The following is a 14,401-nucleotide window of genomic DNA, read 5'->3' on the forward strand; positions in this document are numbered from 1 at the left end:
TACTTTCATGAAAACATTTTTTCAAAATACTAGTCAGGAATTCACAAAATTTCTGAGAGATAGATCACAAATCTAAATAAGACTGCTTAAAAACCACCACTTATTTTTAAAAAAGTGATCTTCATCATGCTTTTACAAAAAAACAACAAGAACAATTGATAATAGTAAAAAACAAATGAATAATACCCGAAATCAATAAAAATGAATAAAGCAATATGAACGAATTAATCACAGATAATCAGGAAACGACCCAAAGTTTCGGGGAAGAAGAATTATTGGCGCGGATTGCCTGGTTTTATTATCACGATAATCTGACTCAAAGCGAAATCGGCGACAGACTGAAATTACCGCGCTTAAAAGTCTCCAGACTACTGGAAAAAGGGCGTCAGTCCGGCATTATTAAAGTCCAGATCAACTCCCGCTTTACCGGTTGTCTGGAACTGGAAGAAGCGCTACAACAACGCTTCCGACTAAAACATATTCGTATCCTGCCGACACTGGAACAGCATGAAATCAATGAGCGATTAGGTATCGGCGCGGCACAAATGCTGATGTCGTTGCTTAAACCGAATCAGATGCTGGCGATCGGTTTCGGCGACACCATTATGAAAACGCTGAAATACGCCAATGAATTCATCACGCACAATGCGATTAAATTAATCACCTTATCGGGCGGTGTCGGCCCTTATATGAAAGGCATCGGGCAATTAGACGGTTCATGTTCGGTAAGTATCATTCCCGCGCCTTTACGGGCGTCTTCAATTGAAGCGGCAAAGCTATTCAAACGGGAAGCCTGTGTGCGCGATATTATGCTGGCGGCATGTAGTGCCAATGCGGCAATCGTCGGCATCGGCGCCACCCGCCAAAAAGGGCAGGCGACACTGCTCCGCTCCGGTTATATTACGGAGGAAAAACAACAAATTATTCGCAACCAGGGGGCGGTAGGCGATATTCTCGGTTATTTCATGCGCAAAGACGGCAGTTTACAGCCGAATATGCCGTTACATGAGGAATTGATTAGCGTTTCGTTGGAAAATCTACGAAAAATTCCTCATGTTATCGGTGTTGCCGGCGGTGAAGACAAAGTCGAAGCGATTTTAAGCGCATTGCACGGCAATCACATTAATTCATTGGTTACGGAAGAAAACACGGCTCGAATGATGTTGGCGCAGTTGGTTTAGTAAGCGGTGTAGCGGGCTTATTTCCTTCCCAAACAAGAGGAGAAAATAATGAATAATCAAGCTGTTTATCTGATGGCATTAGATGCCGGCACAGGCAGTGTTCGGGCGGTTATTTTTGATTTAGACGGCAATCAAATCGCCGCTGCTCAACGGGAATGGACGCACTTATCCGATCCTGATATTCCCGGCTCAATGGAATTTGATTTAACCAATAACTGGCAACTAACCTGCGACTGCATTCGTCAAGTGCTGAATAAAGCCCAAATTCAGGCGCAGCAAATTGCGGCGATTTCCACCTGTTCCATGCGTGAAGGGATCGTGCTTTACGACGAGCATAAAACACCGATTTGGGCGTGCGGTAACGTAGATGCCCGTGCGGTGGAAGAAGTCAAAGAGCTAAAAACGCTACACAACTATACGTTCGAACAACAGCTGTATTCCGTCTCCGGTCAAACCTTAGCGCTTAGCGCCGTTCCCCGTCTATTATGGCTGGCACATCATCGTCCCAATATTTATCGCCATACCAAAGCCATTTCCATGATCAGCGATTGGCTGGCATTTATGTTAAGCGGCGAGCTGGCGGTGGAACCCTCCAATGCCGGCACGACCGGCATGTTGAGTCTGACAACGCGTCAATGGTCGCCCGAATTACTGGATATGGCGGGGTTAAATTCGGATATTCTGACGCCGGTAAAAGAAACTGGTACGCGTTTGGGCGAAGTCACTGCCGACGTCGCACAACAAACCGGTTTAGCGCAAGGCACACCGGTTGTGGTCGGCGGCGGGGATGTGCAGTTGGGTTGTATTGGTTTAGGCGTCACCGAACCTGCTCAAGCCGCCGTTATCGGCGGTACGTTCTGGCAACAAGTGGTGAATTTACCGCAGGCGGTGACCGACCCGGAAATGAACGTACGTATTAACCCGCACGTTATCCCGCCGTTAGTGCAGGCGGAATCCATTAGCTTTTTCACCGGATTAACCATGCGCTGGTTCCGTGACGCATTTTGCGAAGAAGAAAAAAGACTGGCGGAAAAACTGGGCACCGATGCTTATGCGCTGCTGGAACAAATGGCGGAACGCGTGCCTGTCGGCGCCAATGACGTGATCCCGATTTTCTCCGATGCCATGCATTTTAAAGCCTGGTATCACGCCGCACCGTCTTTTATTAATCTCTCTATCGATCCCGACAAATGTAACAAAGCCGTATTATTCCGTGCCTTGGAAGAAAATGCCGCAATCGTTTCCTCCTGCAACTTGGATCAGGTACAAAAATTCTCGGGAGTTAAATTAACCTCCATCGTCTTTGCCGGTGGCGGTTCTAAAGGCAAATTATGGAGCCAGATCTTAGCCGATGTCACCGGATTAACGGTAAACATTCCGGTTGTCAAAGAAGCGACGGCACTAGGTTGTGCCATTGCCGCAGGCGTCGGAGTCAGCATTTATCCGTCCTTAGCCGATGCCGGGAAAAAGCTGGTTAAATTTGAACGGCAACATCAACCGAATCCGGATAACTACGCTTTATATCAAGCTCACAAAGCGCAATGGGCGGATATTTATAAAAAACAATTACAATTGGTCGATAGCGGATTAACCACGTCTTTATGGAAGGCGCCGGGATTGTAGTAGGCTATAAAAAGTCGTAGGAAATTGATTCTACGACTTTTTATTGATATACAGTAAAAATTGTCGTCCAAATACCACCGCACTTTTATGCCACCGGTTCCGTTTGCATATATGTCAAGCGGTCGATGTCGGTGATGAAACGGCTGAGGTCTTGTTCTTCCGGTTTGTGAAGATAAGAAACCTCACCCAGTAGTGGAGCATCGACTTTTTGTTTTAGGGTTTCGATCACTTCGGCATAATGCCCTAAGCCCGGGTTTATTCGGTTTGCGACCCAGCCGAGCAGCGGTAAACCACGTTCAAGAATCGATTGCACGGTTAATAAGGTGTGGTTAATGCACCCCTCTTTAATACCCACTACTAAAACAACAGGCATTTTTTGCTCACCGGCCCAATCGGCAAAACTGTAATCCTTATTGATCGGCGTTAGCCAACCGAAGGCACCTTCCACTAAAACGGATTGGTAACGAGAACATAAACGTGCTAAATCCACATTTAGCTTATTAATTTGAACACGTTTGCAACTTTCATTCAAAATGGGCATAGAGTGCCGGAAAGTATAGCTGTTGACGTCTTCGTAATGCACTTTTTCTTTGGTGCTGTTCATTAACGTTAATACGTCGGGATTATCTTTCCCGTCATAATCGCCGGTTGTCTGCTTTTGACTGTCGGGATAAATCACGTCTTCTTGCCCGAATGCAATTGGCTTATAACCGACGATCTGTATGCCGATTTTCTGTAAAGCCTGCATGATCGCGCGACTAACAACAGTTTTACCTACATCGGTGTCCGTACCGGTAACAAAAAAACTACTCATTGTATTCCCCTTCTCATACTATAAGAATAGATTCTAAAGAAAATTACAATGCGTGATATTGAGCTAAAACAAAGTTTTAAAAATTTATGATGTTTTCTTCTTGTTTTACCAACGACGTCAGCAAACTTCCGTCATATATGCCCTGCTTAATCGCAGAAGCAGCGACGATCGGGCTATTCCATTCATATTTGCCGGCAATCACTGAAACTGTGCTGATGTTATCGACTAAATAGGACTTTAGTTTACGATTAAGCTGTTCGAGCAGGAAATCTTTCAGTTGCAGCAAGCTGGAGTTCAGCATCACCCGCCGCGCGGAAAAAATATGAACCAGATTCATCAAGATATAAGCCAGGCAATCGGTAATATGTTCAATAATCCGCAACGCGTTTTTATCTTTTAATTGAATCTGTTCACACAGGAAATTCATTTTCTCGGAATTGTTGTTGAAAACACGATTCGGATAAAGGGCATCAATAAACTGTGCAATCGCCCGATGGGTGATTTGATGTTGTACCTGGTAACGCTCAACTTCCGGTAAATCGTGGTTAATGAGCGCTTGAAGCTCGTTTAAGCGCGGCACAATCAAATGATTGATATTGATTTTGTCCTGTTCCCGGCTAAATAACAGCTCCCCTTCTGATAACACGCTGAGGTTAATTTCATCGTCCAACTGCAGAAACAACACATCATCACAGTTGATCACATTACCCAAGGTAGATTCCGCGAGTAACCAGGTTTTGAAATATTCGGCAATTAAAATCGGAATATTGAAATAAGGCGTAAACAAGGACTTTAGATCTAAATGGGCAAATTTCGTACATCCCAGTTTAATCAGATGACCGTTTTTATCCAATTCACCGCCCACGGTAACGGAAAAGGTTATCGGGCGGGCAAGTGAGTGGGTTTCAGCCAAAAATTGTTTTACGCTTTTTACCAAAAATTTATCCAGACATTCTAAATCATCTTTTTGCAACGGGAAAACGCTTTGTTCAATAATTACGCCGTCCAATTCGCTTAAAATAATTTCAAACCGATCCTCCATCAACGTGGCACATAAAGCTTGCCAATAAAAAGGCGAAACACATAGGGCAATGGCAGGACGTCCGCGGTTGTCGGTATTTCTTGAGGTTTTTTCCATAATCAATCGTTTTTCAATGAGAGAACGGCTCAACGATGTAATGGATGCCGGCGCTAAACCGGAAAGTTTTGATAATTCAATACGTGAGATTTCTTCAAACTGCTCGATTAAACGGTAAATTTTACCAAGCTGAATTAAACGAGATGGGGTTTTATCTTCCTTTTTCATTAAATAATTCCGTATTTTTTATAATAATTTATTTAGTGAAATTATTTATACCAGCTCATTGCTTTTATTCAAGAAATTTAAGTCAAATCTGTGTTCCCTGTCACAAAAATAAAAACTTCCGATAGATTTTGGTAATTTTTCTAACTTGAGGTAAACTAACCCGGTTTTCAAAAATGTATTAATTTTGAGGTATATATGAAAAAAATTGCATCAATTGTAAATGTGCTGCAAGGCAAAATTGCAATTGGCGAAAAAGTGACTGTGCGCGGCTGGGTGCGTACCCGTCGCGACTCCAAAGCAGGTCTATCCTTTCTTGCCGTTTATGACGGTTCTTGCTTCGCACCAATTCAAGCTATCGTAAATAATGACATTGCCAATTATGAATCTGAAGTTTTACGCTTAACGGCGGGTTGTTCCGTGGTTGTCACCGGCACGGTGGTCGAATCGCCGGCAGAAGGTCAGGCGGTAGAATTACAAGCGGAGAAAGTGGAAGTCACCGGTTGGGTGGAAGATCCGGAAACTTACCCGATGGCGGCAAAACGTCACTCTATCGAATATTTACGCGAAGTGGCGCACCTACGCCCGCGTACCAATATTATCGGCGCGGTTGCCCGCGTTCGGCATTGTTTGGCGCAAGCCATTCATCTCTTCTTCCATGAGCAGGGTTTCTACTGGGTGGCGACACCGTTAATCACTGCTTCCGATACGGAAGGTGCGGGTGAAATGTTCCGCGTTTCCACCTTAGATTTAGAAAATTTGCCACGCACAGACAAAGGTGCGGTGGATTTTAGCCAAGATTTCTTCGGTAAAGAATCGTTCCTCACGGTGTCTGGTCAGTTAAACGGTGAAACCTATGCTTGCGCATTAAGTAAAATTTACACCTTCGGACCAACCTTCCGCGCTGAAAACTCCAACACAACCCGCCACTTGGCGGAATTCTGGATGATCGAACCGGAAGTGGCATTCGCAACCCTTGCCGATAACGCCAAACTTGCCGAAGATATGTTGAAATACGTTTTCCGCGCCGTGTTGGCGGAACGTCGTGATGATTTGGAATTCTTTGCCAAGCACGTGGATAAAGACGTTATCAACCGTTTGGAACATTTCATTAACTCCGATTTTGCACAAGTGGATTACGCCGATGCCATTGAGATTTTACTGAAATCCGGTAAAACCTTTGAATTCCCGGTATCTTGGGGGATCGACCTTTCCTCCGAACACGAACGCTATTTGGCGGAAGACTATTTCAAATCCCCTGTTGTGGTGAAAAACTATCCGAAAGACATCAAAGCCTTTTATATGCGCTTAAATGACGACGGAAAAACCGTTGCGGCAATGGACGTATTAGCCCCGGGCATTGGTGAGATTATCGGCGGTTCGCAACGTGAAGAACGTTTGGACGTATTAGACAAACGCATGGAAGAAATGGGTTTAAATCCTGAAGATTACTGGTGGTATCGTGATTTGCGTCGTTACGGCACGGTTCCGCATTCCGGCTTTGGTTTGGGCTTTGAACGTTTAATCGTTTATGTAACAGGCTTACAAAATATTCGTGATGTCATCCCGTTCCCGCGGGCGCCGCGCAACGCGAATTTCTAATTCATCACAAATGAAAAAATCGACTTGTTTAACTAGCAAGGCGATTTTTTATACCTTCAAAAACACCGGAAAAAACGACCGCACTTTTTTCCCCTGATAACAAAAAAGATACCAAAGTGCGGTATCTTTTTTCAGTGTTTTTGATTTGATGATCGAACAACTATTTTACAATGCGTAAATGAGAGGTGGATTTTTTCTCGGTGGATTTCGGTTTATCCGATTTATCCTTTTGATCCGTTTTATCTACGGCATTTTCAAAACCTGTCTGTTGCTCTTCCGCCTGCTCTGGATATTCATAAGCGGCTTCGGGTTCAAACATTACACCGTCACCATTTTCACGGGCATAAATCGCTAATGCGGCGCCAAGGGGAATATAAATATCTTGAGGCACACCACGAAAACGCGTATTAAATTGAATAAAATCATTAGTTAACTGCAAATTCCTGGTGGCATTGGCAGACAAATTTAAAACGATTTGCCCGTCTTTGACATACTCTACCGGCACTTTTACGCCCCAATAGGTGGCATCTACCACCAAATACGGCGTAAAATCGTTATCAATTAACCAGTCGTAATAAGCCCTTAATAAATAAGGGCGTTTCGGTGAGGATTTATATTCCATGAGATGACCTATTATTTTTCATCCATGAGATTTTTCGGTGCTAATTCGCCCACGGATTGCAGGAAAGAATCCCGTTCAAAAACACGGGTCATATAGGCTTTAATCGCTTTGCTGCCGGCACCGCTGAATTCTACGCCTAATTCCTGCATACGCCATAACAACGGCGCCATGTAGCAGTCGATTAAGCTAAATTCGTCGCTCATAAAGTAGGTGTTCTGATTAAAAATCGGCGCAACGGCAAGAATTTCTTCTTTCAATTGCTTCAATGCAGCAGCACGTTCTGCTTCGGATAAGTCATATTGCGCTTTTTCTAAGGTTGGATACCAATCCTGTTCAATGCGTAACATTAATAAACGACTTTTGCCGCGCGCAACAGGATAAACCGGCATTAACGGCGGATGCGGAAAACGTTCATCCAGGTATTCCATAATAATGCGGGAATTAAATAAGACGAGATCACGATCAACTAAAGTCGGCAAGGTACCATACGGATTAAGTTCCATTAAATCTTCTGATAATACTTGCTGATCTACAATTTCCGTTTCATAAGCCACGCCTTTCTCTGCTAAAACGATGCGCACTTGGTGGCAATAAACATCAGTTTTTTTTGAAAATAGCGTCATTACAGAACGTTTATTTGCAGAACTTGTCATCTATTCCTCCGACGACTCAAAATAATTTTAAAATATTCAATTGGTATCACCCGATACCAAGAAAAACGGTCGCTTATTCTAGCATAAAGCGACCGTTCTTTTCCAAGAAAACCACGAGATTTTACGTTCGGCCCGAAAAAAATCCCCTGTTTCGTGAAGAAATCAGGGATTTTTCCGTTAGGGATAAAATAGGGTCAGGCTTATTTCCATTTATCGGCAGCGACATAATCGCTATCACGCCCTTCAATCCAATGCGCGCCTTTTTCCGTTTGTTCTTTTTTCCAAAAAGGCGCTTTGGTTTTTAAATAATCCATAATGAACTCATTGGCGTGATAGGCATCGCTACGGTGTGCCGCCGCGGTTCCCACCAACACTATTTCATCGCCCGTATGCAGTAAGCCGACCCGATGAATAATGGAAATCTTCTGTAAATCCCACCGCACTTTTGCCTGTTGGGCAATATCTAACAACGCCTTATAGGCCATGGCGGGATAATGTTCCAAATACAAACTGCTGACTTCATCCCCCAAATTCATGTCGCGCACTTTGCCGACAAAAATCACTGTGGCACCCACCGAATGTTGCTCACTTAACCAACGATATACCGCATTCTGATCGAAAGGCTGTTGCTGCACGGAAATCTGAATATCGTCCATTTAGCCCCCGGTGACCGGCGGGAAAAACGCAATTTCATCGCCATTTTTGACCACACTTTGCGGCGGCATCAGAGTTTGATTTATGGCAACCAATAATTTATCCGATTGCAATGCCAACGCCCATTTATCGCCTTTCGCGGCTAAGTGTTGGCGTATCTCTTCTGCCGTTGTGAAATCGCCTTCCACTTCAATAAAATCCAAGCCGATTAATTCTCGGGTTTGCGCAAAAAATAAAACGCGTAACATTATTTTCTCTCCGCGATAAAATGCCCGGATTTTCCACCGCACTTTTCCAGCAAACGCACGGTTTCAATCACCATATCCTTTTGCACCGCTTTGCACATATCGTAAATCGTCAATGCCGCAACACTCGCCGCGGTTAAGGCTTCCATTTCCACGCCCGTTTTACCGGTTAATTTACACAGGCTTTCAATACGCACCTGATTGGTTTCAGGAAGTGGCGTCAAACTCACTTCAACTTTCGAAAGCAACAACGGATGACACAAGGGAATCAATTCCCACGTTCGTTTTGCCGCTTGAATGCCGGCAATGCGGGCGGTAGCGAACACATCGCCTTTGTGATGCTGACCGGACAGGATCATTTGTAAGGTTTCGGGCGCCATACGAACATAAGCCTCGGCGCGGGCTTCACGGACGGTTTCGGCTTTGGCGGAAACGTCCACCATATTGGCTTCCCCATGGGAATTAATGTGAGTAAATGTGGTCATGATAATTAAAAGTGCGGTTGATTTTCTTGATGTTTTTCAAAATCGGCGTGCATTAACCGCCGATACTTGCCAAATGATTACGTACGCCACTATCGCCGATGTGCAGATAATGATGCTCACGCTTACCTTGTAACGCAGAGAAAATTCTTGATTGCAAAAGAAGTTGTTGTTTATCGGATTGTAACAAATCGCGTAATTCAATGCCTTCTTCGCCGAATAAACAAAGGTGCAATTTCCCTTTGGCAGAAACCCGTAAACGGTTACAACCGGCGCAGAAATTTTTCTCATAAGGCATAATTAAGCCGATTTCGCCCACATACTCAGGATGGCGAAACACTTTTGCCGGACCATCAGAACGATTTTTCACCTGCAACTGCCAACCTGAGCGCAGTAATTTCTGTTCCAGAATCTGCCCGGATAAATGATGTTTTTGGAAGAAAGCATTCATTTCGCCGGTTTGCATTAATTCAATAAAACGCATTTGAACGGGTTTGTCTTTAATCCACGCCAGAAAACCGGAAAAATCCTTGTCATTTAAATCTTTCATTAACACGGAATTCACTTTAATTTTTTGATAGCCGCATTCAAAAGCGCGATCAATGCCGCGCATAATGTCATCAAATTTATCTACGCCGGTAATCCGTTGGAACATTCTGGCATCCAAGCTGTCAACACTTACATTAATGGATGTGATGCCGGCATTTTTCCAGTGCTCGACGTCTTTCAGTAAACGAAAACCATTGGTGGTTAAGGCGATTTGTTTGATGCCCTCAATTTGGCTGATCGTTTCGGCGATAACGAGAAAGTCTTTGCGTAAGGTCGGTTCACCGCCGGTGATGCGTACTTTTTCCGTTCCCATGATGCTAAAGCTGTTCACCAAACGACGAATTTCATCCAAGGTTAAAAAGCTCGGCTTGTTGGGTTCCGGTTGATAACCGTCAGGCAGGCAATAATTGCAACGGAAATTACACACATCGGTAATTGACAGTCGCAAATAGTAATACGCACGTTGGAACGAATCAACTAATTGAGTCGCCCCAACGTTTTTGATTGGAATGGTTTGCATTTGACACCTTTCTAAAAACGGAGAGGATAAATCGTTTCCAACGTATCCCTGAATAATACGGACTGCGTATTATTGGCATTACCACCCTATTTTGAGACCAAAACGTAGGTTAAGTAAGCTCGGAGTTATATGCGTTAAATTAAGTTTTTTATATTGTAAAAGATTAAATTCGGCAATTGCAATCAATTAATTTGATCTAGATTATAAAATAATAAAATTCTTTAAAATCAATTATATAATAAATTACATAACGATAAAAAATAACAATAAAACGGTATTTATCTACCTCATAATAATTATAAACTAACGAACAAAAATAAATCGTTACCATTGCCAAAAAGAAAATAAAGGAAAATAAAGGAAAATAAAGTGGCGGACTTTAACGGCTATCAACAACACGAAAATCTGAGCAAAATTAAAAAAATCGTGGCGATTGGCGGAGGACACGGATTAGGTCGGGTCATGTCAGCCTTAAGTTTTATGAACGAGCGCCTCACCGCCATTGTTACCACCACCGATAACGGCGGTTCTACAGGACGCATTCGCAGTGATCAGGGCGGCATTGCCTGGGGCGATTTACGCAATTGTTTAAATCAAATCATCATACAACCGAGTACCGCCTCCGCCTTGTTTGAATATCGTTTCAGCGGCAACGGCGAATTGGCGGGACACAATCTCGGCAATTTGATGCTGAAAGCCTTGGAAGATTTGCATATTCGCCCGATGGAAGCCGTTAATCTGATTCGTGATTTGCTTGATGTTAAATCTTTTATCGTGCCGATGTCGGAACAGCCTGTGCATCTGGCCGCCATTTCAGGCAGCGGCGCCAGCGTGGTAGGCGAAGTGAGCGTGGACAGCTTAACCGAACTGCCGAAATCCATTTTTCTTGTTCCCTACGTGCAAGCCACACCGGAAGCCATTAGCGCGCTAAAAGAAGCGGAAGTCATTTTATTCGGACCCGGCAGTTTTTTAACCAGTATTCTACCGCCGGTTCTCTTGCCTGAAGTCATCGAACAATTACAACAAAGCCAAGCCAAGAAAATTTTTATTGATAACCTCGGCGTCGAACGTAGCCCCGCTGCAAGACTTTCCCTTGCCGATCGCATCCAGTGGATTAACGACACCGTCGGCAAACCGATCATTGATGCTGCCATTGTCCCCTTTGACAACGCACCGGAAAATCTGCACGACATTAAAATCCTCGCCGGCCGTCTCAACGCCGACGACATCACCTACCGCCACGACCGCGCCCTCCTCTGCTCCGCCATTGACGAACTATTGGGCGAATTGCCGGAATCGCGCGACTACGAAGAGCATTTGGAAGCTATTAATATCTAAAAAAGTGCGGTGAAAAAACACAGAGAATTTTCACCGCACTTTTATTTATTCTGAAATTTGAGCACTAGCTTTTTAGCAAAATAAAATGCTCAATCAGCTTAATCATGAGTTCTTTCTGTTCAGGCAAACTTTCCGCCGCAAGCAATGCCAATGCCACTAAGGTATTATCATTAATTAACTGTTCTACCGGCTTTGCCAATAAGTGTTGATTTAATCGCAAATACCATAAAAACAGGAAAGATCCTGTGCGTTTATTGCCATCGGTCAACGGATGATTTTTGATAATAAAATACAATAAATTAGCCGCTCGGCTGGCAATATTCGGATAAAAAAGCGTATCACCGAATCCCTGTTCAATCGTTGCAATGGCGGAAGCTAAACCAGAATTTCGTTGTTGTCCAAATAACGCCGTCGCTTCCCCTTTTTCCACTAACGCCCGTTTTAATTGAGAAATTGCCTGTAATACGTCATCCAACACCAACGGAACCATATTATTCTGCTTCTGCTGATTCGTCGTTAGGCTTTGCTCATCGTAAGCCTGTAACAAACTCCAACTTCGCGCATAATCCTGCACAACCGACAATACGGCTTTGCCTTCGTCAGATAACAACGATTGATTGCTTAACGTCTGCCCAAGCAAGCCTATGACTTGTTCAAATTCAATGCCTCGTTCTTGTAAACGTCGCTCATTTAATGCGTAACCCTGCACCAAATATTGCTTCAGGGTTTGTGTAGCCCATTGGCGAAATTGCGTAGCCCGCTTAGAACTAATCCGATATCCCACGGAAATGATAGCATCAAGGTTGTAATATTTAATTGTACGCTTAACATTACGCTTACCTTCTTGTCGAACTACCGAGAAATCCTCGGTAGTTGAAATTTCATCAAGCTCATGTTCCAAATAAATATTTTTAAGATGCAGACTAATATTATCTGTGCTTGTACTAAATAATTTCGCCATTTCAGACTGGCTAAGCCAAACCGTCTCCTTCTCAAAAGACACGGTTAACGAAACTTTCCCGTCCTGATTGGTATAAATCTGAATTTGGTTATTCATTGAATTAATCCTTATGCCATAAACCGACTCAATATGAAACAATAGATTATAAGAAAAGCAAAACACCGAAAAAGATGGTTGCACTTAAATCGCTACGTAGATCGCAAAATTCACATTTTTTGTTTAATAAAATTTACGCTTCAACGAAAAGATACAACGCCATGAAATCCCTGCCGGTTCGGTATTTGAAATTTGATCATTGAAAGAAAAAGTGCGGTGGGTTTTCTCAACGTTTTTTCACTACGAAAACCCACCGCACTTTTTATGCAAAAATTTAGTTTATGGAATGCGTCAGGAAACGGATTTCTTAAACACCTTCACATTATTAAACCCGTTCTCTTTCAAATACAGCGCCTGTAATTTGCTCATCACGCCGCGTTCGCAATACAGCACATAATTTTTGCTTTGATCCAACTCGGCAAATTGATTAGACAGTTTGTAGAACGGTAACAAAATCATCATTTGATTTTCAATATGTAACGGTTTTTCGTCGATTTCTTCCGGGCTGCGAATGTCGATAATCACGTCATTTGCCCCCAACACGGAAACAGTATCCACGGAACCCACCTCTTTTTCCGTCTGCTCGGCGATTTGACGAATATCCAAATATTGCGCATTTTCTACCGCACGTTCCAACACGGCAAAATTGAAATTTCCCTCTTCCTGTTCGATTTTCGCTTTAATGGCTTTCACCGTCGGATTTTTAGAAATCACGCCGCAGAATTCCGGCATGGATTTGGCTATGTCGTCGGTGCCGATGTGTTTTGCCATGGCGATGATTTGTTCTTTGTCGTGCGTGATTAACGGACGCAACACCAACACCTCGGCGGCTTCATCAATTAAACGTAAATTGGTTAAGGTTTGGCTGGAAACCTGCCCTAACGCCTCGCCGGTGACAATCGCCTGAATGTCGAAACGTTGCGCGATTTTGGAAGCGGCACGCACCATCATGCGTTTGAGCACCACGCCCATTTGTCCGTTATCCACGTTTTCCAGAATCTCGCCCACCACGCCTTCAAAGTTAATCGCCACAAAACGCACTTTATGCGAGCTGCCGTAACGTTGCCAAATGTAATACGCCATTTGTTTCACACCGATTTCGTGTGCCGCGCCGCCTAAATTAAAGAAGCAATAATGTACGCGCGAACCGCGACGCAACAACATATAACTGGACACGCCGGAATCGAATCCGCCGGAAATCAGCGACAGCACGTCTTCCTGGGTGCCGATCGGATAACCGCCGATGCCTTCGTAACGGACGCGCACCAGCATCATTTTGTCGTCTTCAATTTCAATGCGTACCGTCACATCGGGATTTTTCAGCTGCACTTTAGCGCTGGCGATATGTTGATTCAGCCCGCCGCCGATATAACGTTCCGCGTCCAGCGAGTTAAATTCATGTTTGCCTTTGCGTTTTACCCGCACGCAAAAGGTTTTGTTTTCCAGTTGCGGCGCCACATTGGACAGGGTTTGCTCAAAAATATCATGCAGGCTGTTAAACGATTTTTCTTCCACTTGCAGAAAATGATGAATCCCCGGAATGCGTTGCAGCTGCTCAATAAGCATCGGTAAATTCTCTTCGATTTTTGACCGGACTTCAATGTAATCCCAATGCTTCACCACGGCGATGGTGTCATCGTATTTTGCCAATACGTTACGAATATTACCGGTCAGTATTTTCACGAACTGTTTCCGCACGGATTCGCTTTTAATCATAATTTCCGGAAATAATTTGACGATAAATTTCATGTTAATTCA

The 14,401-nt window shown here is 43.8% G+C and carries 14 protein-coding genes and 1 riboswitch; of the genes, 4 read left to right on the forward strand and 10 right to left on the reverse strand.

Annotation, left to right across the window (positions count from 1 at the left end; genetic code table 11):
• Positions 1-215: 215 nt before the first annotated feature.
• Together lsrR and lsrK are read left to right on the forward strand one after the other, a co-directional pair.
• Positions 216-1,181 (forward strand): transcriptional regulator LsrR, encoded by a 966-nt coding sequence (gene lsrR, locus DK423_RS01745; RefSeq protein ID WP_005557045.1) that lies wholly within the window; start codon positions 216-218, stop codon positions 1,179-1,181.
• A gap of 48 nt (positions 1,182-1,229) precedes the next feature.
• Positions 1,230-2,804 (forward strand): autoinducer-2 kinase, encoded by a 1,575-nt coding sequence (gene lsrK, locus DK423_RS01750; protein ID WP_061886302.1) that lies wholly within the window; start codon positions 1,230-1,232, stop codon positions 2,802-2,804.
• Positions 2,805-2,889: 85 nt separating this feature from the next.
• Here lsrK and bioD read toward each other — a convergent pair whose 3' ends face one another.
• Both bioD and DK423_RS01760 read right to left on the reverse strand, forming a co-directional pair.
• A complete protein-coding gene (gene bioD / locus DK423_RS01755; protein ID WP_005557049.1) occupies positions 2,890-3,618 on the reverse strand; it encodes a dethiobiotin synthase in 729 nt (242 codons plus the stop codon).
• A gap of 76 nt (positions 3,619-3,694) precedes the next feature.
• Positions 3,695-4,924, reverse strand: coding sequence for an ROK family protein (locus DK423_RS01760; RefSeq protein ID WP_005557051.1), 1,230 nt, complete (start codon positions 4,922-4,924; stop codon positions 3,695-3,697).
• 195 nt (positions 4,925-5,119) lie between these two features.
• On the opposite strand from DK423_RS01760, the gene asnS reads away from it, so the two are divergent.
• On the forward strand, positions 5,120-6,523 hold the full coding sequence (asnS, locus tag DK423_RS01765; protein ID WP_109043852.1) for an asparagine--tRNA ligase: 1,404 nt from the start codon (positions 5,120-5,122) through the stop codon (positions 6,521-6,523).
• A gap of 160 nt (positions 6,524-6,683) precedes the next feature.
• Here the strand turns inward: asnS and DK423_RS01770 are convergent, their stop codons facing one another.
• The 6 genes from DK423_RS01770 to moaA all read right to left on the reverse strand — a co-directional run bounded on the left by DK423_RS01770 (position 6,684) and on the right by moaA (position 10,248).
• Positions 6,684-7,145: a ClpXP protease specificity-enhancing factor gene (locus tag DK423_RS01770; RefSeq protein ID WP_061886855.1), complete on the reverse strand. Its 462-nt coding sequence runs from the start codon at positions 7,143-7,145 to the stop codon at positions 6,684-6,686.
• Positions 7,146-7,156: 11 nt separating this feature from the next.
• Entirely contained in the window at positions 7,157-7,798 is a 642-nt protein-coding gene (gene sspA, locus DK423_RS01775) for a stringent starvation protein SspA (RefSeq protein ID WP_005576299.1), read from the reverse strand.
• A gap of 200 nt (positions 7,799-7,998) precedes the next feature.
• Positions 7,999-8,454, reverse strand: a complete 456-nt coding sequence (gene moaE / locus DK423_RS01780; RefSeq protein ID WP_005557062.1) for a molybdopterin synthase catalytic subunit MoaE — start codon at positions 8,452-8,454, stop codon at positions 7,999-8,001.
• Positions 8,455-8,700 carry a molybdopterin synthase sulfur carrier subunit gene (gene moaD / locus DK423_RS01785; RefSeq protein WP_005557063.1) on the reverse strand — a complete coding sequence of 82 codons (246 nt, stop codon included), beginning with the start codon at positions 8,698-8,700 and terminating at the stop codon, positions 8,455-8,457.
• Positions 8,700-9,182: a cyclic pyranopterin monophosphate synthase MoaC gene (gene moaC / locus DK423_RS01790; RefSeq protein WP_005557065.1), complete on the reverse strand. Its 483-nt coding sequence runs from the start codon at positions 9,180-9,182 to the stop codon at positions 8,700-8,702. Before moaC ends, moaD begins: the two co-directional genes overlap by 1 nt.
• Before the next feature lie 52 nt (positions 9,183-9,234).
• Positions 9,235-10,248, reverse strand: a complete 1,014-nt coding sequence (gene moaA, locus DK423_RS01795) for a GTP 3',8-cyclase MoaA (RefSeq protein ID WP_005557066.1) — start codon at positions 10,246-10,248, stop codon at positions 9,235-9,237.
• Positions 10,237-10,385: riboswitch (molybdenum cofactor riboswitch) on the reverse strand. (Overlaps the previous gene by 12 nt.)
• A 232-nt stretch (positions 10,386-10,617) precedes the next feature.
• On the opposite strand from moaA, the gene DK423_RS01800 reads away from it, so the two are divergent.
• Positions 10,618-11,586, forward strand: a complete 969-nt coding sequence (locus tag DK423_RS01800; RefSeq protein ID WP_005557070.1) for a gluconeogenesis factor YvcK family protein — start codon at positions 10,618-10,620, stop codon at positions 11,584-11,586.
• 64 nt (positions 11,587-11,650) lie between these two features.
• Here the strand turns inward: DK423_RS01800 and rhuM are convergent, their stop codons facing one another.
• Positions 11,651-12,643: a virulence protein RhuM/Fic/DOC family protein gene (rhuM, locus tag DK423_RS01805; RefSeq protein ID WP_005557072.1), complete on the reverse strand. Its 993-nt coding sequence runs from the start codon at positions 12,641-12,643 to the stop codon at positions 11,651-11,653.
• Positions 12,644-12,934: 291 nt separating this feature from the next.
• On the reverse strand, positions 12,935-14,392 hold the full coding sequence (gene thiI / locus DK423_RS01810) for a tRNA uracil 4-sulfurtransferase ThiI (protein ID WP_109043853.1): 1,458 nt from the start codon (positions 14,390-14,392) through the stop codon (positions 12,935-12,937).
• Between the last annotated feature and the right edge of the window lie 9 nt (positions 14,393-14,401).

Origin of the sequence: Aggregatibacter actinomycetemcomitans, from assembly GCF_003130205.1 — a bacterium.
GTDB classification, from domain to species: domain Bacteria; phylum Pseudomonadota; class Gammaproteobacteria; order Enterobacterales; family Pasteurellaceae; genus Aggregatibacter; species Aggregatibacter actinomycetemcomitans_A.